Source organism: Arthrobacter sp. SD76 (assembly GCF_049726125.1).
GTDB lineage: Bacteria > Actinomycetota > Actinomycetes > Actinomycetales > Micrococcaceae > Arthrobacter > Arthrobacter nitrophenolicus.
Genome location: NZ_JBNBLR010000001.1, coordinates 3,221,489 through 3,247,048, shown reverse-complemented (window position 1 = coordinate 3,247,048; position 25,560 = coordinate 3,221,489). Strand labels below are relative to the sequence as shown.

Sequence of the window (25,560 nt, the reverse complement as noted above, 5' to 3'; positions counted from 1 at the left end):
ATGGGAACAAAAACAGGAACCCGCAGAATAACGGTGGCCCAGGCCGTCGTCGAATACCTCTCCAAGCAGTACACCGTGGACACGGTCAACGGCGTTGACTACCGGGAGCGGCTGATCCCGGGAACGTTCGGCATCTTCGGGCACGGCAACGTGGCCGGTGTGGGCCAGGCGCTGAAGCAGTACCAGCAGCTTGACCCGACGATCATGCCGTACTACCAGGGCCGGAACGAACAAGCCCAGGTCCACCAGGCCGTCGGGTACGCCCGGCACACGCGCCGCCGGCAGACCTTCGCGATCAGCACCTCGATCGGCCCGGGTTCGTCCAACCTGCTGACCGGTGCTGCGCTGGCCACCACCAACCGGCTGCCGGTGCTGCTGCTGCCCTCCGACACGTTCGCCACCCGCGCCGCTGACCCTGTGCTGCAGCAACTGGAGCAGCCCTACGCGTACGACATCACCGTCAACGACGCGTTCCGTCCGCTGTCGAAGTTCTTCGACCGGGTCAACCGGCCGGAGCAGCTGTTTTCCGCGTTCCACCACGGCCTGCGCGTCCTGACCGACCCGGCCGAAACCGGCGCCGTGACCATCTCGCTGCCGCAGGACGTCCAGGCCGAGGCGTTCGATGTGCCCGATGAGTTCCTGGCCGAGCGGGAATGGCGGATCCGCCGGCCCGACGCCGACGATCAGGATATTGCCCGCGCCGCAGCAGCCATCAGGGCTGCGAAGCGGCCCCTGGTCATCGCGGGCGGCGGCGTCCTGTACGCCTACGCCGCGGATGAGCTTGCCAGGTTCGTGGAGCTGACCGGGATCCCGGTAGGCAACACCCAGGCAGGCGTCGGCGTCCTGCCCTGGGACCACGCCCAGTCCCTCGGCGCGATCGGCTCCACCGGCACGACGGCGGCGAACGCCATCGCCGCCGAAGCGGACCTGGTCATCGGCATCGGCACCCGCTACGAGGACTTCACCACCGCGTCCCGGACCGCGTTCCAGAACCCGGACGTGAAGTTCATCAACATCAACGTCGCCGCGATCGACGCGTACAAGCACGGCACCACGCTGCCGATCGTCGCCGACGCCCGCAAGGCCCTGGCCAAGCTCAACGCAGCCCTGGGCGGCTACCGGGTCGGCGCCGACCTGGAGCAGAAGGTCGCGGCGGAGAAGCAGCGGTGGAACACCACCGTGGACGAGGTGTTCGACACCCGCCACACCCCGCTGCCGGCGCAGAACGAGATCATCGGCGCCACTTCCCGCGCCATGGACGCGAAGGATGTGGTGATCTGTGCAGCGGGGTCACTGCCTGGCGACCTGCACAAGATGTGGCGGGTCCGTGACCCGTTCGGCTACCACGTGGAATACGCATACTCCTGCATGGGCTACGAAATCCCCGGCGGCCTGGGCGTCAAGCGCGCGGCGCTGGCTGAAGCCGCCAACGGCGGAACCCAGCGCGACGTCGTCGTTATGGTGGGGGACGGCTCCTATCTGATGATGCACACCGAACTGGTCACCGCCGTCGCCGAACGGATCAAGCTGATCGTGGTCCTGATCCAGAACCACGGCTACGCCTCCATCGGATCCCTCTCCGAATCCCTGGGATCGCAGCGGTTCGGCACCCAGTACCGCGCGCTGAACCAGGAACAGCACAGCTTCGACGAAGGCGACACCCTGCCGGTGGACCTGGCCCTGAACGCCGAGTCCCTGGGTGTGAAGGTCATCCGCGTGGAGCCGGGGGAGAAGGTCATCGCCGAACTCGAACAGGCGATCCGCGATGCCAAGGCCGCACCCGAGGGCACCGGGCCCATCCTGATCCACGTCGAATCCGACCCGCTGCTGGACGCCCCGTCCTCCGAGTCCTGGTGGGATGTTCCCGTCTCCCAGGTCTCCGAACTGGACTCCACGAAACAGGCCTTCCAGACCTACACCGACCACAAAGCCCGCCAGCGCAAACTGCTCGGCTGACCTCCTTTCCATCACTCAAGGAAGAGCCCCATGACTGCCACCACCACCGAAACCACTGTCATCAACCACTTCATCAACGGCGCCGAAACCGCCGGCGAGGGCGACCGCACTACGAACGTGTACAACCCGGCCACCGGCCAGGTCAGCGCAGAGCTGCGGCTGGCCAACCGTGCCGACCTCGAAACTACGGTCGCTGCTGCCCGCAAGGCCGCCGACATCTGGGGTGATATCTCCCTGGCCAAGCGCACCGCCGTGCTGTTCAAGTTCCGCGAACTCGTCGCCGCCCACGTCGACGACCTCGCCGCGCTGATCACCGCAGAGCACGGCAAGGTCCTCTCCGACGCCAAGGGCGAGATCGGCCGTGGCCTGGAAGTCATCGAGTACGCCTGCGGCATCCCCACCCTGCTCAAGGGCGACTACTCGGACCAGGTCTCCACCGGCATCGACGTCTTCAACTTCCGCGAGCCGCTCGGCGTCGTCGCGGGCATCACGCCGTTCAACTTCCCCGTCATGGTGCCCTTGTGGATGGCCCCGATGGCCATCGCCACCGGCAACGCCTTCATCCTCAAACCCTCCGAACGCGACCCCTCCCCGTCGCTGCTGCTCGCCAGGCTCTGGAAGGAAGCCGGCCTGCCCGACGGCGTGTTCCAGGTCCTGCACGGCGACAAGGAAACCGTCGACGGGCTCCTGACCCACCCGGACGTGGACGGCATCTCCTTCGTCGGCTCCACCCCCATCGCCCAGTACGTCCACGAGACCGCCACCAAGCACGGCAAGCGCGTCCAGGCCCTGGGCGGGGCGAAGAACCACGCCATCGTCCTGCCCGACGCCGACCTGGACAACGCCGCCGACCACCTCGCCGCCGCCGCCTTCGGCTCCGCCGGCGAACGCTGCATGGCCATCTCCGTCGCCGTCGCCGTCGGGGACGCAGCGGACCTGATCGTCAAGAAGGTCGAAGAACGCGCCCTGGCCGTGAAGGTCAACAACGGCACCGCCCCCGACGCCGAAATGGGCCCGGTCATCACCCCCGCCTCCAAGGAGCGCATCGTCCGGATCGTCACCGAAGCCGAAGCCGCCGGCGCGGCCATGGTCGTGGACGGCCGCGACCTCGTGGTCCCCGGCCACGAAGATGGCTTCTGGGTGGGCCCCACCGTCCTCGACCACGTCAAAACCGAAATGACCGCATACACCGAGGAAATCTTCGGCCCCGTCCTGGTCGTCGTCCGCGTCGACACCCTCGAGGACGGCATCGCACTGATCAACGCCAACCCCTACGGCAACGGCACCGCCATCTTCACCTCCTCCGGCGCCGCAGCCCGGAAATTCCAGCGCTCCGTGACCGTGGGAATGATCGGCATCAATGTGCCCCTGCCCGTCCCGGTGGCCTACCACTCCTTCGGCGGCTGGAAAGCCTCCCTCTTCGGCGACAAGCACATCTACGGCCCCGAAGGCGTCTCCTTCTACACCCGCGGCAAGGTCATCACCTCCCGCTGGCCCGAAACCCACCACGCCTCCGGCGCCTCCTACAACTTCCCCTCCAACTAACGGCTTCCGGTGGTTGAGCCTGTCGAAACCCTCCTAAGGAACTGACAATGACTGAGAACAAGCTGATAATCGGTACCGCTCCGGACTCCTGGGGTGTCTGGTTCCCGGACGATCCCAAGCAGACGCCGTGGGAGCGGTTCCTCGACGAGGTGGCCGAATCCGGCTACAAGTGGATCGAGCTCGGCCCCTACGGCTACCTCCCGACAGACCCCACCCGCCTGGCCGAAGAGCTGAAGCAGCGCGACCTCAAGGTCACGGCAGGTACAGTCTTCACCGCCTTCCACCGCGGCCTGGACCAGTGGGAAACCGCCTGGGAACCAGCCCGCAAGGTCGCCGAACTCACCGCGGCCATGGGCGGTGAACATATGGTGGTCATTCCGGCGATGTGGCGGGACGACGTCACCGGCGAAGCAGTGGAAAGCGGCACACTGAGCGACAAGGCCTGGAGCGACCTGTTCGCAGGCCACAACCGCCTTGGCAAGACCCTGCTGGAAGACTTCGGCCTGAATCAGCAGTTCCACTCCCACGCCGACTCCCACGTCGGCGCCCAGGCCGACATCGAGACGCTGCTGGGCGCCACCGATCCGCAGTACCTGAACCTCTGCCTCGACACCGGACACGCCGAATACTGCGGAGCGTCCAGCCTGGACCTGATAAAGAACTACCCGGACCGGATCGGCTACCTGCACCTGAAGCAGATCAACCCGGAGATCCTCAAGAAGGTCAACGAGGAGAACATGACCTGGGCGGCAGCGAACCTGGCCGGCGTCATGACCGAACCCCCGAACGGGCTGCCGGACCTGCGCGCCGTCATTGAAGCGGTGGAGGCGCTGAACCGGCCCATCTTCGGCATCGTGGAGCAGGACATGTACCCCGTCGCGTTCGATGTGCCCATGCCCATCGCCAAGCGGACCCGGAACTACCTGCTCTCCTGCGGATCCCGTACTGCGGTCAACTGACCTCACCCACCACAGACATCGAAGGACAGAACAATGACTGAAACCCTCCGCGTAGCCGTCATCGGTGCCGGACGCATGGGCGCCGACCACATCCAGCGCCTCAACAAGCGCATCCACGGCGCCGAAGTTGCCGCCGTCGTCGACGTCGACCTGGCGCGTGCGCAGGCCGCCGTCGAAGGCATCCCGGCGCCGTCGCCCTGGCCGACGCCGAGGAAGCGCTCAACAACGGCGACGTCAACGCCGTCCTGATCGCAACCCCCGGATTCCTGCACGAGGACATCCTGCTCAAGGCCATCGCCAAGGACATCCCCATCCTTTGCGAAAAGCCCCTGACCCCGGACGCCGAATCGGCCTGGAAGATTGTCCAGGCCGAGGTTGAGCTCGGCCGCAAGCGCATCCAGGTCGGCTTTATGCGCCGCTTCGACGCCGAATACGCCTCGCTGGGCAAGATCATCCGTGACCACGAACTCGGTGAGCTGCTCATGCTGCACCACCAGCACCGCAACCCCTCCACGCCAGAGGGCTTCACCAACGAAATGCTGATCAACGACTCCGTGGTGCACGAGTTCGACGCCATCCGCTTCTTCACCGGCGAGGAAATCACCAGCGTCCAGGTCCGCCTTGGCAAGGCCAGCAGGAACGCCCCCTCCGGCCAGCACGATCCCCAGCACGTCCTGCTTGAAACCGAATCAGGTGTCCTGGCCGACGTCGAAATCTTCGTCAACGCCAAGTTCGGCTACGAGGTGGCCACCCAGGCGTCCTTCGAGGACGGCATTGTCAGCATCGGCGGGGACCAGGGTCCTTACACGCGCAGCGCCGGCCACTGGGGCGGCAACGTCACCCCCGGCTTCGAAGAACGCTTCGGTGCCGCATACGACGTCGAAATCCAGTCCTGGGTGGACGCGGCACTGAACGGTGAAATCGGCGGACCCTCGGCCTGGGATGGCTACGCCACCGCCGCCTGCTGCGAAGCCGGCGTTGAAGCGCAGAAGAACGGCGAAAAGGTGGCCGTGAAGCTGGCTGCCAAGCCGGACCTGTACAAGTAGCCGCCGCTGGGAGTTTTTGTCCAGATAAAGCGACTTCAGGGCGTTGCAGCCCGCCGTATCCGGACAAAAACTCCTTCAGTCTTACTGTTCCACGATGGAGTGTTTTACGTGAAAATAGCCCTTGACCCCACACCCTTCCACCACTCGCACAGCCTGCTCGAGTTTCCCAAGGTGGTAGCGGATCTCGGCTACAAATACATGCAGATGACGCCGCATGCGGACTTCATCCCCTTCTACAACCACCCCAAAGCGGACGATGAACTGGTGGGCCAGTTGAACAAGGCCTGCAGGAACGCGGGGATTGAAATCGCTTCCGTACTCCCGGTGCTCCGCTGGTCCGGCCCGGACGAGGGCGCCCGCGAGGCGGCGGTCCGTTACTGGAAGCGCGCCATCCAGATCACGGTTGACCTTGGCGTCAGCACCATGAACACCGAGTTCAGCGGCCGCCCGGAAAAGGCCGAGGAATCAGAACGCGCCTTCTACCGCTCCATGGAGGAACTGCTGCCCATCATCGAGCGGGAAGGCATCGACCTGCTCATCGACCCGCACCCTGACGACTTCGTGGAGGAAGGCCTGGCCGCCATCCGCGTGATCCGTGGTGTGAACTCCAAGAACGTGGGCATGGTGTACGTCGCCTCGCACAGCTTCCATATGCGGAACTCGCCGCTGGATATCATGCGCGCCGCAGGGGACAAACTGCGCCTGGTCCACGTGGCGGACACCATGGACCACCATGCCTCCCACGGCCTTCGCTACATCACCAACCCGCCGGGCAACCCGGTCCGGGTACACCAGCACCTGAAGATCGGCGACGGCGACGTCAACTGGGATGAGTTCTTCGGCGGTTTGAACGAGATCGGTTTCCTGGACCGGGACGACACCGTTATGGTCTCCAGCGTTTTCGCCGAGGACGAGAACGCCGAAGAGGTGTCCCGCTACCAGCTGGAGACCATGAAGCAGTACGTCCAGAAGGTCACTGCATGAGTGAGGCGCACCCCTTATCCGCGGCGCCAAAAGCAGGGAAGCAGCCCGGCAACCACAAAAAGGCGCTCCGGACCGTCACCATCATTTCCACGTTCGGCGGCCTGCTGTTCGGCTATGACACCGGCGTCATCAACGGAGCCCTGCCGTATATGCAGGAGGACCTGGGCCTGACGCCGCTGACCGAGGGCCTGGTGACGTCGTCGCTGCTGTTCGGTGCAGCCTTCGGCGCATTGTTCGGCGGCCGTCTCGCTGACCGGAATGGCCGGCGCAAGATGATCATGGTCCTGGCCATCATCTTCCTGGTGGGCACCCTTGCCTGCACGTTCTCACCCAGCACCGAGGTGATGATCGCCGCCCGGTTCGTGCTGGGCCTCGCCGTCGGCGGTGCCTCGGTGACCGTCCCCGTGTACCTCGCGGAGGTTTCCCCCAGCGCACGCCGCGGACGGATCGTCACCCAGAACGAGCTGATGATCGTCACCGGCCAGCTGCTCGCCTTCATCTTCAACGCCTACCTGGGCAACACCTTCGGAGAGTCCGGCGGCATCTGGCGCTGGATGCTCGTCATCGCCACCCTGCCGGCCATTGCCTTGTGGATCGGCATGAACTTCATGCCGGAGAGCCCGCGGTGGCTGGCCTCGATGGGCAGCTTCGGCGAGACCCTCAGCGTGCTGCAGCGCATCCGCTCGCAGGAGGACGCGCGCGCGGAGTTCGAAGAGGTCAAGGCGATGGCCGTGGAGGACTACAAGTCCAAGATGGGCACGTGGAAGGACCTGGGCATCCCGTGGCTTCGCAGGATTTTCTTCGTGGGCCTGGGCCTGGCGGTCATCCAGCAAATCACCGGCGTGAACTCCATCATGTACTACGGCACCCAGATCCTGGCCGAGTCCGGGTTCGGCCGGGAGGCGGCGCTGACGGCCAACATCGCCAACGGCGTGATCTCTGTCCTCGCCACCTTCGTGGGCATCTGGCTGCTGGGCAGGGTGGGGCGCAGGCGGATGCTCATCACCGGGCAGGTGGGAACGACGTCGGCCCTGCTGTTGATTGGCCTTTTCTCACTGATCCTGCCAGAGGGCGCTGCCCGCGGCTTCGTCATCCTGTCGCTGACAGTGACGTTCCTTGCCTTCCAGCAGGGCGCCATCTCTCCGGTGACCTGGCTTATGTTGTCTGAGATCTTCCCGCTAAAGATCCGCGGATTGGGCATGGGAGCGTCCGCCTTTGTCCTGTGGATCGTGAACTTCCTGGTGGGCTTCGGTTTCCCCCAGCTCCTCGCCGCGATAGGGCTGTCCAACACCTTCTTCGTGTTCGCAGTCCTGGGCGTGGGGGCCATTGCCTTTGCGGCGAAGTACGTTCCGGAGACCAAGGACAAGAGCCTTGAGGACCTGGAACACTACTTCAAGAACCTGGCAGGTGCCCCAGCGGAAGTCCCCGCAGGTGGACGCGAGTAGCGGACAGACTCCTGTCCCACCACGCCCCGCAATGCCCCGTTGAGAACTCTCTCAGCGGGGCATTGCGTGTTAAGACACAAGGCTTTTCCTACGTAAGAACATGCTAATGACAGGACAAAGTCTTGACTTTTGTGAACCGGGTCACCATGATCGAGGGGAAGGCAAAAGAATGCACGTAAGGAAGCGTGCGTGAGGGCCTGAATCAAAGGAGATTTATCGTGAAGAAGTTTTCCTGGCGGAAAGCGGCCCTGGTGGCAGCGGTTGCACCCATGATGGCTTTGAGCGCCTGCTCCAGCACCGGCGGCAGGACTGAGCAAGCCGGCACCACGGGCGGCGGCCAGGTTGCCACCACTGAACGCATGAAGATCGCCCTGATCACCCACGCCGCTCCGGGGGACACCTTCTGGGACATCGTCCGGAAGGGCGCGGAGGAAGCCTCCGCGAAGGACAATGTGGAGTTGCTGTACACCTCGGACCCTGAAGGCGGACGCCAGGCACAGCTGATCCAGCAGGCAATCGACCAGAAGGTCGACGGCATCGCAGTAACACTGGCAAAGCCGGACGCCCTCAAGGACGCCCTGCAAAAGGCGACCGACGCTGGCATCCCGGTTGTCAGCCTGAATGCCGGCGAATCTGTCTCCGCCCAGCTTGGCGCCTTCACCCACTTCGGCTCCAACGAGAAACTCGCCGGTGCCGCCGTCGGATCCAAGCTCAGCGAACTGGGGCTCGACCACCCCATCTGCGTCATCCAGGAACAGGGGCATGTGGGCCTCGAAGCCCGATGCGCCGGTGTCAAGGAAAAAGTGGCCGGAACAGAAATCCTCTACGTGCCCGGCACCGACATGGCCCAGGTTTCCTCAACGGTCACCGCCAAACTCCAGGCAACCGCCGACGCTGACGCCATTATCGGTCTCGGCGCACCCTACACACTCACCATCCTGAAAGCCGTGACCAGCGCCGGGAGCAAAGCAAAAGTCGCCTCCTTCGACATGAATGCCGAACTCGCCCAAAAAATTGTTGACGGCGAGATCGCTTTCACGGTGGACCAGCAGCCGTGGCTGCAGGGCTACGGCGCCATTGATGCGCTCTGGCAGGCCAAGCGCGGCGGCTTCCAGGTCGGCGGCGGCCAGCCTGTGTTGACCGGTCCCTCGATCGTTGATCAGGAAACCGCTCCCGCCGTCCTCGAATTCGCCAAGGAGGGTGTCCGCTAGGGACACCCCTCCCGCCGGGTCCGCGGCCCCGGGCCACGGACCCGGCCCTAGGTAGGAGAACCATCATGACCATCACCCAGAGCGTGACAAAGCCCCCCGGCGCTGCGCGACGAGCGACTCATCAAGCGCAACCCTTTCCAGAAGCTCCTGGCACGTCCCGAAGTGGGCGCCCTCGTCGGCGCCATCGTCCTCTTCGTCTTTTTCGCCTCCGTCTCACAGACGTTCATCCAGCCGAACGCCTTTGCCACCGTCCTGTACGGCAGCTCCACCATCGGCATCATGGCAGTTGGGGTGTCACTGCTGATGATCGGCGGGGAGTTCGATCTCTCCACCGGCGTCGCCGTCATCAGCTCCGCCCTCACCGCCTCCATGTTCAGCTGGTACTTCAGCATGAACGTGTGGGTGGGCGTGGTCCTGGCGCTGGTCGTGTCCCTGGGCATCGGCTTCATCAACGGCTGGATCCTGATGAAGACCAAATTGCCGAGCTTTATCGTCACCCTCGCCACATTCCTGATGCTGACGGGCCTCAACCTCGGACTGACCCGCATGATCGGCGGGGGCGTGTCCTCCCCGTCGATTTCCGACATGGACGGCTACCAGGCAGCCCGGGCGGTCTTCGCCTCCTCGGTCAAAATCGGCGGCGTGGACGTCAACAACACTGTCTTCATCTGGATCGCGCTTGTCGCCGTGGCATCCTGGGTGCTGCTGCGGACCAAGGTGGGCAACTGGATATTCGCCGTAGGCGGCGACGCGAACGCCGCACGTGCCGTGGGCGTGCCGGTCAAGGCAACCAAGATCGGCCTCTTCATGGCCGTCGGTTTCTGCGGCTGGGTCCTTGGCATGCACAACCTGTTCGCCTTCGACGCCGTGCAGTCCGGAGAAGGCGTGGGCAACGAGTTCCTTTACATCATCGCCGCAGTCATCGGCGGCTGCCTCCTCACGGGCGGCTACGGCTCGGCAGTGGGTGGCGCGATCGGCGCCTTCATCTTCGGCATGGCCAACAAAGGTATCGTCTACGCCCAGTGGAACCCCGACTGGTTCAAGTTCTTCCTGGGCCTGATGCTGCTCCTGGCCACCATCGTGAACCTGATCGTCAAGCGGCGCGCAGACGCAAGTAAGGGCTGATAACCATGAGTGCCAATCAAATCGACCAGCAGCAGCTCCTCAAGGATGAGAAGGACCCGCTGACCCACACCCCCGTCCACCTGCTTTCCCTGGAGAGCGTGGGCAAGCACTACGGCAGCATCGTCGCCCTCACCGACGTCACGATGGCCGTGGACAACGGCCGGGTCACCTGCGTCCTTGGCGACAACGGTGCCGGCAAATCCACCCTGATCAAGATCATCGCCGGGCTGCACCAGCACGACGAAGGCGTCCTGAAGGTCATGGGGGAGGAGCGCAAGTTCAGTTCGCCGCGGGACGCCCTGGATGTCGGCATCGCAACCGTCTACCAGGACCTAGCCGTGGTTCCCCTGATGCCCATCTGGCGCAACTTCTTCCTGGGCTCGGAGCTGACCACCGGCTTCGGGCCCTTCAAGAAGCTGGACGTCCAGACGATGAAGGACGTCACCAAGAAGGAACTCGCCGACATGGGCATCGACCTGCGCGACGTCGAGCAGCCCATTGGCCAGCTCTCCGGCGGTGAGCGGCAGTGCGTCGCCATTGCCCGGGCGGTGTACTTCGGCGCCAAGGTCCTGATCCTGGACGAGCCGACGGCGGCCCTCGGCGTGAAGCAGTCAGGCGTGGTCCTGCGCTACATCCTCCAGGCGCGGGACCGCGGCCTTGGAGTCATCTTCATTACCCACAACCCCCACCATGCCTTCCCTGTCGGGGACCGCTTCCTGCTGCTCAAGCGCGGAAAGTCGATCGGCTACTACGACAAGAAGGACATCACCCTGGACGAGCTCACCGCCCAGATGGCCGGTGGCGCCGAACTCGCCGAACTCGCCCACGAGCTTGAACAGCTGGGCGGACACGGCGACGTGGTCAAGGAGGTCCAGGCCGAGGTTGCCCACACCTCCGAGTCGCTGAAGGAAGACAGCCCGCGGCACGTGTAGCAGGACACCTGCGCCGGGCCCGCCGGAGAATCCGGACGGGCCCGGCCGCCTGCGGGTGTCCTCCGTTCTGGATTCCCGGGACGCTCACCCGACTGAACTTCCACCTGTTCTGACTACTTGAAAGGACGAGCCAATGGCTTACATCATCCAGGATCCACCACAAGGCGCGGCCCCGGTCCGGATCGGGCTCATCGGCTCCGGCTGGATGGGCGCCTTCCATGCGGAAAGCATCGCCCGCCGTGTCCCGGGCACCATTCTGGCCGCCATCGCAGACCCCAACGTCGAATCCGCCCGTGCACTGGCCGGGGAACTTGGCACCTCAAAGGTCACGGCCAGCGCAGACGACCTCCTGGCCGACCCGGACATCGACGCCGTCGTCATTGCCAGCCCTGCACGCTTCCATGCCCCGTTGATTGCGCAGGCAGCTGCTGCGGGGAAACACGTCTTCTGCGAAAAGCCGGGCGGGCAGGGACTGGAGGAGCTCGACGCCGCACTCACCGCGGTAGAGGAAGCGGGCGTGCACTTCCAGATCGGTTTCAACCGCCGGTACGCGGACGATTTCCGGGCCGCCAAGAAAGACCTGGCGGACGGTGTTGCCGGGACACCGCAGCTCCTGCGCTCGCTGACACGGGATCCCGGCAACGGAAGCATCCCCAATGCAGCAAGGGTGCCCGCCTGGACCATCTTCCTGGAGACCCTCATCCACGACTTTGACACCCTCAACTGGCTCAATGAGGGTGCCGAGCCCGTGGAAGTCTACGCTGTGGCCGATGCGCTCGTGGAGCCGTCCCTGCGTGACCAAGGTTTCCTGGACACCGCCGTGGTGACCATCCGGTACAGCAACGGCGCCATCGCAGTGGCCGAGGCCAACTTCAGCGCACTTTACGGGTATGACATCCGCGGCGAGGTCTTCGGCTCGAAAGGCATGGTGCAGGCCGGACGTTCCACGGAAACAGCAGCACGCCGCTACACCGCGGACGGGCTTTCCGCAGATACCCCGCGGCTCAACATCGAGCTCTTCCGCCAGGCATACACGGACGAACTCGCCGATTTCGCCGCGGCAGTGCGGGCAAAGCGCGACGGCGGGCCCGTACCGTCGTCGGGTGTCACCCTCACCCCGGGGGCTGCCGACGCCCGCCGGGCGCTGGCCATGGCGCTCGCCTGCATCGAGTCCGTCAAGAGCGGTGCCCCGGTTCCCGTCGCTGAGAAGGCAGCCGTCTGATGCGCCTCGCGGTCTGCGCGGAAATGGTCTTCACCGACCTTCCGTTTGTTGAGCGGGTCAAGAGGATCCACGAGGCCGGATTCGACGTCGAGATCTGGGATTCGCGTGGCAAGGACCTCCAGGCACTGAAGGCCACCGGTGCCGTCTTTTCCTCCATGACGGGCTACTCGGCCGGCAGCCTGGTGGACCCGGACACTGCCGACGACGTGGTCCGCACCGCCGAAGCGTTGATTCCCACTGCCCTGGAACTCGGGGTCAGCCGCATGGTGGTGCACCCCGGCGAACTGGTGGACGGCCGGGCCGCCCGCCCCGTGTACCGTTCCACCGGCCGCATGTGGGCCACGGGTGCGCGGACCCTGGAACGGCTCGGGAGGTTGGGCGAAAGGCACGGCGTAACCTTTTGCCTGGAAAACCTCAATACGATCCTGGACCACCCCGGGATCCCCCTGGCGCGGGCCAAGGACACGCTGGCGCTGGTGGAAGCGGCCGCCCATCCGCATGCCAGGATGATGCTGGACCTGTACCACGCCCAGTTGGGGGAGGGAAACCTGATCGAACTGGTGCGGTCCGCCCTGCCGTACATCGGTGAGATCCAGGTGGCGGACGTGCCCGGCCGCTGTGAACCCGGCACCGGGGAGATCAATTACGGGGCAGTGGCCCGGGCGCTCGCAGACGCCGGCTATGAGGGAACCGTTGGCATGGAAGCCTGGGCGAAGGATGACAGCACCGCGGCCCTTGACGCCTTCCGGGCCGCCTTCAGCGTCTACGCAGAGGAAAAGCCATGAGAAGCGTAGTGCTTGGCCTGGTCGGTGTGGGCCGGATCGGGGTGATGCATACCAACAACATCGCAGCGCTCAATGGACTCCTCCACGGAATCGACGTCCGGCTCCGGCTGACGGACGTCGCGGAGGAGCACGCGCGCAACGTGGCGGCCGAACTTGATGCCGAGTTCCTGCCGTCCGTGGAGGCGCTGCTCGCCTCGGGGGTCCAGGGGCTCGTGATCGCGACCGGGACCGGGACCCACCCCGAGCTGATCCGCGCCGGGGTGGATGCGGGGATTCCCGTCTTTTGCGAGAAGCCGGTCGCCATGAACGTGGAGGACGCCCTGCCCGTGCTGGACTACATCCGCAGCAACAACGGAGTGGTCCAGGTCGGCCACCAGCGGCGCTTTGATGCCGGCTATCTTGAGGCCAGGCGCGCCTTCCGGGCCGGGGAGCTGGGCTGGATCCATTCGCTCCGGGCCGTCACCTGCGACGTGGCGCCGCCGCCTGTCGAGTTCCTGGCCACGTCCGGGGGTTTGTTCCGTGACTGTTCGGTCCACGACTTCGATATCCTCCGCTGGCTGACCGGCCGCGAGATCGTGGAGGTGTACGCCAAGGGTTCGAACAACGGTGACGCGGCCATCGGGTCCGTGGGAGATGTGGACACCGCGCTGGCTTTGGTGACGTTCGACGACGGCACGGTAGGGACCGTCTCCGCCAGCCGCTACAACGGGGCGGGCCACGATGTCCGGCTGGAGATCCAGGGCTCGGCCGCATCGCTGGTGGTGGGGCTGGACGACAGGTCGGCGATGGTTTCCGCCGAACCCGGTGTCGCCTTTCCGGCGGGGAAGCCACACAGAACGTTCGCGGAGCGCTTCGACCAGGCGTACAGATCGGAAATGCAGGCATTCGTGGAGCTGATTTTGGGGCGCAGGAAAAACCCCTGCACCCCCGAGGACGCCGTGGCAGCATCGCGGGTTGCCGACGCCGCCCAGGAGTCGCTGGCGAGCGGCTTGCCGGTAAGGGTGGCAAGCGCGGTGCCGAGCCGGATGCCCTGATACGCAGGGAAAGCCGGTCAGCTCACTGCGTGCAGTTTGGGAGGGCGTCCACGAGGGGTGCCAGTTCGGGGATGTCCTGCGCTTCGTTAAGTGCCTGTTCCAGCGTTGCGTCATGCACGGGACGGGCCTCCGCCAGGAGGCTGCTGCCGTTTGCCGTCAGCTCGGTGTATATGCCACGCCGGTCATCGTCGCACAGGATCCGGGTGAGGAGCCCCCGGTCCTCGAGCCGGTTGACCAGGCGGGTGGTGGCACTGGGGCTCAGGGCTGTGGCGCGGGCCAACTGCTGCATCCGCATGTGCCAGCCGTCCTGGCGGCTCAGTGCGTCCAGGACCGTGTACTCCACGACTGAGAGCTTCGATCCGGCCTGGAGGGCACGCTCAAGTTCGCCTTCAATCAGGCCGTGAAGTGCCGCCAGGGTCCGCCATCCTTGCGCGCGGACCTCGACGGCGTCGTCCTTGATGCCCATGGTGTTTACTCCTTTTGGCTGGGAGCCGGGAGGCGGCCGCCAGCGGATACGGAAATAGTTGCTTGCGCGGGATATTTGCATGTGCAACAATAAATCCCGCGCCTGCAACTATTCTAGGCGCGTTCCCCCGACACGTACAGCTCAAAGGAGCGTCCGCATGCCTCTCGGCCTTCTAGCCCTAGCCCTCGGCGGCTTTGGGATCGGTCTCACCGAATTCGTCATCATGGGCCTGCTGCCCGAGGTGGCAGCAGATTTCGGCGTCAGCGAAGCTTCCGCCGGCTGGTTTATTTCCGGCTATGCGCTGGCTGTGGTTGTGGGAGCCCTCGGGCTGACCGCCGCTGTGACGCGCCTCGACCGCAAGCCCGTGCTCGCCGCCCTGCTGGTCCTGTTCATTGCCGGCAACCTGCTGTCCGCCACTGCCGCCGACTACTGGCCCATGATGCTTGGCCGGGTCATCGCGGCACTCGCGCACGGAGCCTTCTTCGGCATCGGAGCCGTGGTGGCGGCCGATATGGTGGTTCCCAGCAAGAAGGCAGGCGCCATCGCCCTCATGTTCACCGGCCTGACGCCGCCAATGTCCTGGGTGTGCCCTTCGGAACCCTGCTGGGACAGGCTGCTGGGTGGCGCGCCACGTTCTGGGCCATCGCCGTCATAGGACTGGCGGCACTGGCCGGAATCCTGTTCCTGGTGCCGAAGGCTGCCGGAGCCGAGGCCGAGGCGGGCGGGCTGCGCCGCGAGCTGGCGGCTTTCCGCTCCCGCCAGGTCTGGCTCTCCATCATCGTGACCATCCTCGGCTTCGGCGGCATGTTCGGTGCCTTCACCTACATCGCCTATACGCTCACGGAAGTATCCGGCTTCGCCGCCACTGCCGTTCCCTGGCTTCTGATCCTCTTCGGCGTCGGGCTGTTCGCCGGCAACACCCTTGGCGGCAAAGCTGCAGACCGTAATGTGGACCGCACCCTGCTGGTGGTGCTCGCAGCCCTCTTCGTGGTCCTGGTGGTCTTCGCGCTGACGGCGGGCAGCCAGGCGCTGACCATCGCCTCACTGCTGCTGATGGGCGGCTTCGGATTCGCCACGGTGCCCGGCCTGCAGATGCGCGTGATGAAGTACGCCAGCAACGCTCCCACCCTGGCCTCCGGCGCCAACATCGGTGCCTTCAACGTGGGCAACGCCCTGGGCGCATGGCTCGGCGGCGTCACCATCACGGCAGGACTGGGCTACACGTCACCGATCTGGGCGGGTGCCGGCATCACCCTACTGGGCCTGGGCCTGGCAGTCATGGCCTGCGCGGCGGCAGCCGCGAAGCAGACCCAGGCTCGTGCCGAGGTCCCCGCACCCGTACCCGTGAAGGAAGCGGAGCCCTCCCCGGTCTGAGTTTTTGGCCAGAGGGATGTCAGCGCCCGGCCTATCCCGGCGGCGGCAGGTGTGTCAGCCGCCGAACGGCAGGCGCGGGTCGATGTCCTGGTTGTCCCAGCTTTGGCGGACCCAGCCGTGGTGCGGGTCGTCGCTGATCAGCCACTCGCGCACCGGGCCAGGCCCCGCCATGACGTTGAGGTAGTACAGGTCGTAGCCGGGTGCAGCCATCGCGGGGCCGTGCCAGCCGTAGGGGACCAGGACCACGTCGCCGGTGCGGACTTCTGCCGAAACGTCGATGGGCCGTTCATCCGAGGCGTAGACGCGCTGGTAGCCGATGGCATCGGCGTCCTCCGGTGCTGCAGCTCCGGCAGCCACCTGGGTCTCGAAGTAGTAGATCTCCTCGAGGCGCGTCTCGCCCTCTTTCTCCTCGTCATGCTTGTGCGGCGGGTAGGAGGACCAGTTGCCGGCAGGGGTGAGGACCTCGCACACGATGAAACGGTCCGCCTCCAGCGCGGCGGGCGTGCCGAAGTTGTGGACCTGGCGGGAGCAATTTCCTGCACCGCGCAGCTCTACGGGAGTCTCGGCGGCCGTCACCAGGCGGGTGGGGTAGGAGTTCCTGGCGGGCGCGGTGGCAACGGCCACACGCCCGCCGGCGGCGGAACTGATGGACACTGCCCTGCCGGTTCCCGAGTACAGGACGTCGCTGGGGCCGGAAAAGACGGAGGCGCGGCCGCCAAGTTCATAGCCGGTTCCGTCGACCGTTACGGTGAAGGATCCCTGAAGCGGCACTACGATGCGTTCCTCATCCGCGGCGGGAAGGACGACGTCGGACCCTGCGGCGAGGGTGGCGACCTTCAGTCCCGTGTGTGCCCAGCCGTCCACGGTGAGGGAGGAATCGGAGGTGCCGATCGAGACGTCCCACTTGCCGTCGGCGGCGGTGCCAAGGGGGTAGACCCAGTTGGTCATGGAGTGTGCTCCTTGCGGGTTAGCGCTGTACGAGTGTCATTTCAAAGCTGTAGGAATCGGCGCGGTACACGTGCTGGCCCGTTTCCACCCGGCGTCCGGTGTCGTCAACCGCTGTGCGCTCCATGGTCACGAGGGCCGATCCTTCCACGGTTTCGAGCATGGAGGCCTGGTATTCGTTGGCGGTCATGGCCCCGATCCGCTGCGTGGCTAGCCGGAAGTTGACGCCGCCGCGGCGGAGGATGGAGTAAAGGCCTTCGGAGGAGAGCATGGCCTGGTCCATCTCCGCGATGTCATCACGGACCCAGTTCTCCATCAGGGCCAGGGGTTTGCCGCCAACCTTCCGCAGCCGGGTGAAGTGGTAGACCTTCGATCCTTCCGGAAGCTGGAGTGTTGCGAGGATGGCGTCGTCCGCCTCGATGTGGGAAAAACTCAGGACGTCTGTGGTGGGTTTCTTGCCGTTGTTGGTGAGGTCGTCATACAGGCTGGACAGCTCCAGTGGACGGCGCACCTGGCTGGATACCACCTGGGTTCCCACTCCGCGCTTGCGGACCAGCAGGCCGGAGCGGACAAGCTCATCCATGGCTTTGCGCATGGTGGGGCGGGACAGGTTCAGCTGGGCCGCGAGGTCGATCTCATTGTCCAGCCGGCTTCCCGGCTCAAGGACACCGCTGTAGATCGCGGCCTCGATGCCCTGCACCACCTGGTGGTAGAGGGGTACGGGGGAGGATCGGTCGATATTGAGACCCAGCTTGTTCGCCACGTTTCGTTCCTGTTCTACAGTGCGGTTCCAGCCTGCCCCGTAAGGTGTTTCGGCCGCTTTGCCGCCATATGTTCTCTTGATAGGACATACTTTCTTCCCTGATCGTAGCAGGCGCGATAGCAGGGTCAAGGGTGGCAGCGGCCGGGGCAGCGGTCTCGGGCGCTGCTTTGTGGGTGGCCTACGCTGTGGGGATAAGCAGTGGAAGGTGGCGGTGCGCATGAATCTGTCCGGGAACCTTGGACCCAATCCCCACAGCCTGGAGGTGGAGGACCTCGAAAGCTTTGACCGGCTGGTGTCCGCCGGCGCGGTGCACCTGCAGGGCTGGCATGCGCAGTCCCTGGACCTGCGGGGCAGGTCCGCTGTCCTGGACGGGCTGGATGTGGCGGGCGCCCTGTTTATGGGCTGCACATTTGACGACGGCGTGGAGGACGGCCTGCGGCGGCGCGGGGCGCTGATCTTTCCCCGTCTTGCGGGGGTGCCTTTCAATCCGTACCGTTCCACGCTGTACACGCCCGGGGAGCTCTATGCGGGCCTCGCGGAAGCGCGCTACGAGGACCTGCCCGATGCCCGGATCTACCAGTGGAGCATCCAGCCCGGGCTGCGGCACCGGGTGGACGCGACGCTTGCCTCTGCCTTGCACGACCATGCCATTGGCGACGCGCTGGAAGAACTGGCAGCATCCCCTCCCTGGTCAGGGCGCCGCATGGTGGGCGTCATGGGCGGGCACGCGGCACAGCGTGGCAGCGAGGACTACGCGGCGGCGGCAAGGCTCGGCAGGCTGTTGGCACAGAACGGATTCTCCGTTGCCACCGGCGGGGGACCGGGCGCCATGGAGGCGGCCAACCTTGGCGCCTACCTCAGCCAGGCGGACGACGGCGCGCTCCCGGCTGCGCTGGACATGCTCGCCGCCGTTCCCGGTTTCCGTCCCTCGGTCTCGGCGTGGGCACGCGCGGCGGCGGCCGTCGTCGAACGCTATCCGGGCGGAACGCCGTCACTGGGAATCCCCACCTGGTTCTACGGCCATGAGCCGCCCAACTATTTCGCCACCGCCATTGCCAAGTACTTTGCCAACGCCATCCGCGAAGCAATCCTGCTGGAACTGTGCCAGGGCGGCATCGTCTTCCTGCCGGAGCGGCAGGCACCATCCAGGAGATTTTCCAGGACGCATGCGAGAACTACTACGGGGCCAGGGAAAAGGTCACGCCGATGGTCCTGGTGGGCAGGCGCCATTGGGAACACGAGTATCCGGCGTGGCCCCTGTTGCGGACCATGGCGGCAGGCCGGGCGATGGAGGAGCGGATATTCCTGGTGGACACGGTGGACGACGCCGTGGCGCTCCTGCGGGGCTAGCCGCGCCAAGTCCCGCTGCTCAGAGGTCCTTCCGGCACTGCGCCTTGCCTAACTCGTAAAGGCCGTTGAGGTCACCGGCGGACAGCCCCTCCGGTGTGCCGATTTCCGGGTACATCAGCTGCCGGGGATCCTCCACATGGTCAAGGCCCATGACATGGCTCAGCTCGTGCAGGATCACGGCGGTTGCGTAGAGGTGGCCGTCCGGATTCAGCAGTTCGTTGGCCATCTGCGGCGCATCCAGGTCCAGCCCGCCGGTGACGAACGTCTTGGGTCCGCCGTCGTAGCTGAAATGGGTGCTGCCGCCGGTGCCGATCACCTTTCCCGCGAGCTGCGGGGCCACCTCGGGCGTGGTCCAGGCGATGAGCAGCGGCGCCCAGCGCTCGCCGTAGGCGTCAGGCTGGTAGGGCGGCCGCTGCGGCGAGGGCTGCTCTCCCGTGGTGCCGTCATAGATGAATGAAATCCCGGTTGCTGCCGAGATGGTGGCGATGGCGTCAGGGACAAGCTGCTCCGAGCCGGCCGGGGCAAGATCCGCATTGACCACGTAGTGGAGCGGACGGCAGGGTGAATACCCCACGGGGCTGCCGTCTCCGTTGACGGCCAGGAAACGGTAGGAGTCGCTGCCGACGGCGGGCGGGACGGGGGTACCCAGCGGGGAATCTGCTTCCTCATGGCCCGGGGGAGGAGTGCCAACGCGGGCTTCGGCAGGTTGTGGCGCACCGGCGTCGCCGGACGGGTTGCCGCCTTCCCTCGGCTTGGCTTGCTGATTGCCGGGGCCGATCCGGACGTCCAGGAGATGCTTGACCCGGGGATCGTCCAGCGCCAGCGCGCCGCCGAACACTGCCGCCAGCAGGAGTGCCCCGGCCAGCACGGACCGGTATCCCAGCCCCGTGCGGGGTGCGTCGCCGGCGTGGCGCGGCGGACGGGACTCTGTCATAGGGTCCGCGCCCAGGCCGCGATGCCTGCCATCAACCCACCACGGTGCCGAAGACAAGCCCCAGCAGGTAGGTGATGGCGGCTGCTCCCAGCCCGATGCCGAGCTGGCGCAGTCCCCGGGTCAGGGGGGACGTGCCGGAGAGCAGGCCCACGATGCCGCCGGTGCCCAGCAGGGCGAGGCCCACCAGGACGCCGGCCACCACCAGGGCCGCCACCCCGGTCAGGCCGAAGATGAACGGCAGGATGGGGACGATCGCGCCGGAGGCGAAGAAGCAGAAGCTGGACAGCGCGGCGCCCCACGCGGTGCCGACGGCCTCGTGCTGGTCCTCGTCCTCGGGCAGTTCCGGCTGCAGCGACAGGCTCGGATCGCAGTCGCAGGACAACAGCCCCATGCGTTCCTGGACGCGGTGCTCGGCCGCTTCATGGGACATACCCCGGGCCAGGTAGACCAGGAGGAGTTCGTTGTGCTCGATATCCAGTTTGGGGGCGGCGGCCAGGGTGACCTGGGTGGGCCGGGTGGCAGCCAGCAGCTCGCGCTGGGAACGGACCGAGATGAATTCCCCGGCGCCCATGGACATGGCTCCCGCGAGCAGGCCTGCGATGCCGCTGAGCAGCACCACGCTGCTGGCAACCCCGGAGGCGGCCATACCCATCACCAGGGAGAGGTTGCTGACCAGTCCGTCATTGGCGCCGAAAACGGCGGCGCGGAAACTTCCGGCGAGGCGGTTGCGCCCGCGCGTCGCCAGGCCGCGGACCACTTCCTCGTGGATCTGCTCGTCGGCGGCCATGGCATCGGTGGCGTTGGGATCCTTTGCGTACGGGGATCGGCCCTCGGCCCGCTGGGCAAGTGCCAGCACGAACACCGAGCCGAAATGCCGGGCCAGGAAGCCGACGAACCGGCTGCGGAACGAGGCCTGCGTGGCCTTGCCCGCCTGGTCGCCCAGCAGTGCCAGCCAGTGGGCCTCATGCCGGCCCTCGGCCTCGGCCAGTGCCAGGAGGATCTCGCGTTCCTCGCCCTCCCGGTTCTGCGCCAGGTCGCGGTAGACGGCCGCTTCGGCGCGTTCGTCAGCAAGGTACTGGCGCCACCGTTTGATGTCCGCAGCCGAGGGTTCCCTCTGGGCACCCTGCTGCCGTGCCGGGCCCGACCCGGAGGCCGGCATGGCGGCAGCGGAGGGTACGGGGGAGGGGCGGGGTGGGTTCGGCTGGGCGTGCTGTGACACGGAAACTCCTGGGCTGGACAGGGCATGGTGCGGCCCCATTGCAGAGCCCAGCTTACTGCGAATATCCGGGGTTTTTTGGCCGGTAAACCTCGCTGGAAGGTTTCGGTCCGCCTCAATCCGAACCGGTTCCGCAGGCCCGCGAAGGGCTCCGCAGGACTATTGACCCGCCTGCCGCGCGGTGTTGTGATGAAGGTGTGGCGCAGCCAGCGCCCTCACGAAAAGAGCACGTCAGGCGAACAAACGGAGGTTGGATTATGAGCACCACCGGACAGCACCCGGACATGCCGCACCTGGACGCCGTCGAAGCGGACCCCGCCTACGACTACGCCGAGGATGCACCGGTAGATGAGGACGACTGGGATGCAGAGGACGAATTCCTGGACGAGGAGGAGCCGGTGGTCCAGGCGCCTCCGGTCATCATCGACGCCGAGGATCGGCCCGTTCCGTTGGACGACCCTGACGAGGTCCGCGAAACCGAATAACGACTGACGACGGCGGCGCCTCCCTTCGCTGGATTGCGAAAGGAGGCGCCGCCGTCGTGCGTGGCTAATGGGTCAGGGGGCGGTGACAGCCTCGGCCGGGGCTTCCTCCGACTCCTGCCCGGAGACCCGGCGCTGCCAGTTGCGCATCACCTGCGGGTCGGTGGGCGGGGTGGCGAGCGAGACAGCGATGTAGACAACGGCGGAGGCGATCAGGCCGTAGTAGATGGGCTCGTTGGCGTAGATGCCGTCCAGCGGTGCCTTGGCATTGATTTCCAGGATGATCATGGTGCCCAGCGTCACCACAGAGCCGGCTGCCATGGAGGCGGCTGCGGCGATGCCGGTGCCGCGCTTCCAGACCAGGCCGCCGAGGATCGCCACGAGAAGGCCGCCCACCAGGATGTCGTAGGCGATGGTCAGGGCTGCCACAACGTCCTTGGTGATGATGGCAATGACAATCGCGATGATGCCCAGCGTAAGGACCCAGATGCGGTTGGCCTTGACGTCGTGTTCCGGGTTGTCCGTGTCCTCGGTGTTGATGTCCTTGCCGAACCAGCTGGCCACGAACGGCAGGACGTCGGCCCGGGCCACGGTGGCGGCGGCGATCAGTGCACCGGAGGCGGTGGACATCATGGCGGCAACCGCGGCGGCCAGGACCAGGCCGCCGATGCCGACGGGCAGCAGGTTCTGGGCCACTTCCGCGTAGACGTCGTCCTTGGCAGCGATCTCGATGTTGGACAGGGCAACGCTGGCGGCCATGCCGATGAGGGCGCCGGCAACGCCATAGAGGATGCAGTAGATGCCGGCGGTTGCTCCGCCCCAGCGCGCCACGCCGGGGGTCTTGGCGGTGAAGACGCGCTGCCAGATGTCCTGGCCGATGAGCAGGCCCAGGGTGTAGACCACGAAGTAGGTGATGATCGTCTGCAGGCCGATGCCGTCGATCTGGAAGAAGCTCTCGTCCACGCGGCTGCGGATCCCGTCAAGGCCTCCGGCGGCATTCATCGTGAAGGGCAGCATCAGGAAGAAGATGCCCACGGTCTTGATGACGAACTGCACCTGGTCAGCCAGCGTGATGGACCACATGCCGCCCACCGTGGAGTAGACCAGGACGATGGCGCCGCCGATGGCAATGGCGAGTGCCCGGTCCAGGCCGAACAGCACCACGAAAATGGTGGCGTAGGCACCGGTGGAGGTGGCGCACAGCATCAGCGTGTAGGCGAGCATGACGATGCCGGAGGCTTCCGTCGCCCGGCTGCCGTACCGCAGCGTGAGCATCTGGGAGACCGTGTAGATCTTCAGCTTCTGGATGGTTCCGGCGAACAGGAGGCTCAGGAGCAGAACGCCCGCGCCGATGGCGACCACCAGCCACATGCCGGAGATGCCGAACTTGTAGCCCAGCCCCACACCGCCCACCGTTGAGGCTCCGCCCAGGACGACGGCGGCCATGGTGCCTGTGTAGAGGAACGGTCCGAGGCGGCGGCCTGCCACCAGGAAGTCGCTGTTGTTCTTGGTGCGGGACTTGCCCCACCAGCCGAAGGCCAGCATTGCGAGCAGGTACACCACCACGATGGCGATGTTGATGACACTTACGTCCATGTTGGGTTCCTTGGAGCTGTTCGGCAGCCGTGGCTGTATCCGGAAGGGGACGGCCGGAGCCGCTGCTGAAAATTGGCGGGAGGGGTTCCCGTAATTGCCTGAGAGGCAACGAATGTTTTCCAAAGGTTAGGCTGTGACGGCAGTAACAGTCAAGGGCGGAGCCTTGGGCCGACGGCTGGCGCGCCTTGGAGGCGTCACAGTGGAGACCGGCCATTAGTATTGCTCCAGAGTGGGCCGGGGCTGCCGGCAATGAAAGGTTCGTACATGAAGGCACTGCCAGTTGAGCCGAGCAACGTTCCCGTTGCCATCGGGTCCAGGATCCGGGCCGCCCGGCAGTCCCAGCGGCTAACCATCGAGCAGGTTGCCGACGCGACGGGGCTGACCAAGGGGTTCCTCAGCCGCGTTGAGCGTGACCTTACGTCCCCGTCCGTTGCCTCCCTGGTCACCCTGTGCCAGGTGCTGTCCATCTCCATCGGGGACCTTTTCGCCGCACCGGAAACCCATTTGACCAAGCGCAATGACGGCCCGCGGATTTCCTTGGGCGGCCAGGGCATCGTGGAGCGCCTGCTGACCGCCCGCTCGGAACGGCGCCTGCAGATCATCCAGGCCTGCATTGAGCCGCACGGCCGCGGCGAGTCGGAGCTTTACGCCGTGGACTGCGACGTGGATGTGCTTCACGTGATCAAAGGCAGCATCCGGCTGATCCTCACGAACGAACAGTATGACCTTGAGGCCGGAGATACGGTGACTTTCCCGGGCCGTGAACCGCACACCTGGATCAACCCCACCGACAAGCCGGTTGAGGTGCTCTGGGTGCTGGTTCCGGCGGCGAGCCGCTAGCCCCTTCCGCGCGTTCCTTCCCGTAGCCACGCGGGCCCGCCGCGTCACGTGAGGCAGCCTTTTGCCGCAAGCCTCCCTGCGGATTCCTGAAATCACGCGCTTCGGCCTGTCTGTGGCTACCAAAAGCATGCCGCGCGTGACGTTGCCCCCCTTTGTTGCGCGTGCCGTCCTGGAGTGCGTCGCGTCAAAGGCCGCTTCGGTAAACACTTGATGCGCATAGGAAAACCGAGGTGTATGATGGCAGTCACATCAGTTACACGACTCCTTGAAGGAGAGGCCTCCCATGGAAGAGCTGCGCATCGAAGCCAACGGCAACCTTGGACCCATCGACTCATCCCGCATTCCCCGTTACGCCGGCGCCGCCACCTATGCACGCCTTCCCCGGCTGGACCAGGTAGCCAAAGCCGACGTGACGGTGGTGGGCGTCCCCTTCGACTCCGGCGTCTCCTACCGGCCGGGCGCGCGCTTCGGCGCCAACCATATCCGCGAGGCAAGCCGCCTGCTCCGTCCGTACAACCCGGCCTGGGACGTCAGCCCCTTCGAAAATGTCCAGGTGGCAGACGCCGGCGACATGGCGGTCAACCCCTTCAACATCAACGAGGCCATCGAGACCGTCCAGCAGAATGCGCTGGACCTCACGGCGACCGGCAGCAAGCTGGTAACCCTCGGCGGTGACCACACCATCGCGCTGCCCCTGCTCCGCGCCGCGGCTGAGCGGGCCGGCGAACCCATTGCCATGCTGCACTTCGACGCCCACCTGGACACCTGGGACACCTACTTCGGCGCCGAGTACACCCACGGCACGCCGTTCCGCCGCGCCGTCGAGGAGGGCATCCTGGACACCGAGGCCATCAGCCACATCGGCACCCGCGGCCCGCTTTACGGCAAGAAGGACCTCGACGACGACCACCGCTTCGGTTTCGGCATCGTCACCTCCGCGGACGTCTACTACCAGGGTGTCCTGGAGACCGTGGCCAAGGTGCGGGACAGGATCGGCAGCCGCCCCCTGTACATCTCAGTGGACATTGACGTCCTTGATCCCGCGCACGCGCCGGGCACGGGCACCCCCGAGGCCGGCGGCATCACCAGCCGGGAACTGCTGGAGATCATCCGCGGCTTCCGCGGCATGAACCTGGTGGGCGCCGATGTTGTGGAGGTGGCCCCCGCCTACGACCACGCGGAGATCACCGGCGTCGCCGCCAGCCACGTCGCCTACGAACTGGTGACCCTGATGGCAGACAAGGCGGTGCCCGGCGACCGGTTCGGCGCGGCCACCGGCTATGCTGCCCAGGCGCTGGGACAGGACATCCGCCGGCCGGCGGGCTTCGCGGCCGCCGGCAAGGAGTAGGG

Annotated in this window: 19 protein-coding genes and 4 pseudogenes; 17 read left to right on the top strand and 6 right to left on the bottom strand. The window is 65.9% G+C overall.

Features of this window, described 5'->3' with window-relative positions; genetic code table 11:
* The 12 genes and pseudogenes from iolD (at position 1) to ACPEE0_RS15640 (ending at position 14,244) form a co-directional block, all read left to right on the top strand.
* Positions 1-1,956 (top strand): 3D-(3,5/4)-trihydroxycyclohexane-1,2-dione acylhydrolase (decyclizing), encoded by a 1,956-nt coding sequence (gene iolD / locus ACPEE0_RS15695; RefSeq protein ID WP_200859130.1) that lies wholly within the window; start codon positions 1-3, stop codon positions 1,954-1,956.
* Positions 1,957-1,986: 30 nt separating this feature from the next.
* The gene (locus tag ACPEE0_RS15690) at positions 1,987-3,501 is read left to right on the top strand and encodes a CoA-acylating methylmalonate-semialdehyde dehydrogenase (RefSeq protein WP_354176418.1); all 1,515 of its coding nucleotides are present in this window, start codon (positions 1,987-1,989) and stop codon (positions 3,499-3,501) included.
* A gap of 47 nt (positions 3,502-3,548) precedes the next feature.
* Positions 3,549-4,460: a sugar phosphate isomerase/epimerase family protein gene (locus ACPEE0_RS15685; RefSeq protein ID WP_354176416.1), complete on the top strand. Its 912-nt coding sequence runs from the start codon at positions 3,549-3,551 to the stop codon at positions 4,458-4,460.
* A 33-nt stretch (positions 4,461-4,493) separates the two neighbouring features.
* A pseudogene (locus ACPEE0_RS15680) lies at positions 4,494-5,506 on the top strand (Gfo/Idh/MocA family protein).
* Positions 5,507-5,614: 108 nt separating this feature from the next.
* Complete coding sequence (locus ACPEE0_RS15675; protein WP_354176414.1) at positions 5,615-6,490, top strand: sugar phosphate isomerase/epimerase family protein; 876 nt, start codon at positions 5,615-5,617, stop codon at positions 6,488-6,490.
* Positions 6,487-7,935 carry a sugar porter family MFS transporter gene (locus tag ACPEE0_RS15670; protein WP_424574837.1) on the top strand — a complete coding sequence of 483 codons (1,449 nt, stop codon included), beginning with the start codon at positions 6,487-6,489 and terminating at the stop codon, positions 7,933-7,935. The genes ACPEE0_RS15675 and ACPEE0_RS15670 overlap by 4 nt, the downstream gene beginning before the upstream one ends.
* Before the next feature lie 218 nt (positions 7,936-8,153).
* Positions 8,154-9,146, top strand: a complete 993-nt coding sequence (locus ACPEE0_RS15665) for a substrate-binding domain-containing protein (protein ID WP_133352048.1) — start codon at positions 8,154-8,156, stop codon at positions 9,144-9,146.
* A 65-nt stretch (positions 9,147-9,211) separates the two neighbouring features.
* A pseudogene (locus ACPEE0_RS15660) lies at positions 9,212-10,271 on the top strand (ABC transporter permease).
* Between the two features lie 5 nt (positions 10,272-10,276).
* The gene (locus ACPEE0_RS15655; protein WP_009356903.1) at positions 10,277-11,203 is read left to right on the top strand and encodes an ATP-binding cassette domain-containing protein; all 927 of its coding nucleotides are present in this window, start codon (positions 10,277-10,279) and stop codon (positions 11,201-11,203) included.
* Positions 11,204-11,336: 133 nt separating this feature from the next.
* Positions 11,337-12,425, top strand: coding sequence for a Gfo/Idh/MocA family oxidoreductase (locus ACPEE0_RS15650; protein ID WP_354176412.1), 1,089 nt, complete (start codon positions 11,337-11,339; stop codon positions 12,423-12,425).
* Positions 12,425-13,210: a TIM barrel protein gene (locus ACPEE0_RS15645; RefSeq protein ID WP_354176410.1), complete on the top strand. Its 786-nt coding sequence runs from the start codon at positions 12,425-12,427 to the stop codon at positions 13,208-13,210. Before ACPEE0_RS15650 ends, ACPEE0_RS15645 begins: the two co-directional genes overlap by 1 nt.
* A complete protein-coding gene (locus ACPEE0_RS15640; RefSeq protein WP_354176409.1) occupies positions 13,207-14,244 on the top strand; it encodes a Gfo/Idh/MocA family oxidoreductase in 1,038 nt (345 codons plus the stop codon). The genes ACPEE0_RS15645 and ACPEE0_RS15640 overlap by 4 nt, the downstream gene beginning before the upstream one ends.
* 22 nt (positions 14,245-14,266) lie before the next feature.
* Here ACPEE0_RS15640 and ACPEE0_RS15635 read toward each other — a convergent pair whose 3' ends face one another.
* Positions 14,267-14,710, bottom strand: coding sequence for a MarR family winged helix-turn-helix transcriptional regulator (locus ACPEE0_RS15635; RefSeq protein ID WP_424574836.1), 444 nt, complete (start codon positions 14,708-14,710; stop codon positions 14,267-14,269).
* A gap of 157 nt (positions 14,711-14,867) precedes the next feature.
* Between ACPEE0_RS15635 and ACPEE0_RS15630 the strand changes: the two are divergent.
* Positions 14,868-16,084: pseudogene (locus tag ACPEE0_RS15630) on the top strand (MFS transporter).
* Positions 16,085-16,138: 54 nt separating this feature from the next.
* Here ACPEE0_RS15630 and iolB read toward each other — a convergent pair.
* Both iolB and ACPEE0_RS15620 read right to left on the bottom strand, forming a co-directional pair.
* Entirely contained in the window at positions 16,139-17,032 is an 894-nt protein-coding gene (iolB, locus tag ACPEE0_RS15625; RefSeq protein WP_009356908.1) for a 5-deoxy-glucuronate isomerase, read from the bottom strand.
* A 19-nt stretch (positions 17,033-17,051) separates the two neighbouring features.
* Positions 17,052-17,792 (bottom strand): GntR family transcriptional regulator, encoded by a 741-nt coding sequence (locus ACPEE0_RS15620; RefSeq protein ID WP_354176406.1) that lies wholly within the window; start codon positions 17,790-17,792, stop codon positions 17,052-17,054.
* A gap of 217 nt (positions 17,793-18,009) precedes the next feature.
* Here ACPEE0_RS15620 and ACPEE0_RS15615 point away from each other — a divergent pair.
* Positions 18,010-19,142: pseudogene (locus tag ACPEE0_RS15615) on the top strand (LOG family protein).
* A 19-nt stretch (positions 19,143-19,161) separates the two neighbouring features.
* Here the strand turns inward: ACPEE0_RS15615 and ACPEE0_RS15610 are convergent.
* Positions 19,162-20,076 carry a matrixin family metalloprotease gene (locus tag ACPEE0_RS15610; RefSeq protein ID WP_009356910.1) on the bottom strand — a complete coding sequence of 305 codons (915 nt, stop codon included), beginning with the start codon at positions 20,074-20,076 and terminating at the stop codon, positions 19,162-19,164.
* 31 nt (positions 20,077-20,107) lie between these two features.
* Positions 20,108-21,295 (bottom strand): VIT1/CCC1 transporter family protein, encoded by a 1,188-nt coding sequence (locus ACPEE0_RS15605; RefSeq protein ID WP_009356911.1) that lies wholly within the window; start codon positions 21,293-21,295, stop codon positions 20,108-20,110.
* Positions 21,296-21,549: 254 nt separating this feature from the next.
* Between ACPEE0_RS15605 and ACPEE0_RS15600 the strand changes: the two genes are divergently transcribed.
* The gene (locus ACPEE0_RS15600; protein WP_009356912.1) at positions 21,550-21,777 is read left to right on the top strand and encodes a hypothetical protein; all 228 of its coding nucleotides are present in this window, start codon (positions 21,550-21,552) and stop codon (positions 21,775-21,777) included.
* 72 nt (positions 21,778-21,849) lie between these two features.
* Here the strand turns inward: ACPEE0_RS15600 and ACPEE0_RS15595 are convergent, their stop codons facing one another.
* Positions 21,850-23,370, bottom strand: a complete 1,521-nt coding sequence (locus tag ACPEE0_RS15595) for a sodium:solute symporter (RefSeq protein ID WP_354176403.1) — start codon at positions 23,368-23,370, stop codon at positions 21,850-21,852.
* A 264-nt stretch (positions 23,371-23,634) separates the two neighbouring features.
* Here ACPEE0_RS15595 and ACPEE0_RS15590 point away from each other — a divergent pair, with 264 nt between their 5' ends.
* Together ACPEE0_RS15590 and speB are read left to right on the top strand one after the other, a co-directional pair.
* On the top strand, positions 23,635-24,210 hold the full coding sequence (locus ACPEE0_RS15590; RefSeq protein ID WP_354176402.1) for a cupin domain-containing protein: 576 nt from the start codon (positions 23,635-23,637) through the stop codon (positions 24,208-24,210).
* Between the two features lie 283 nt (positions 24,211-24,493).
* On the top strand, positions 24,494-25,558 hold the full coding sequence (gene speB, locus ACPEE0_RS15585; RefSeq protein ID WP_009356914.1) for an agmatinase: 1,065 nt from the start codon (positions 24,494-24,496) through the stop codon (positions 25,556-25,558).
* Positions 25,559-25,560: the final 2 nt, after the last annotated feature.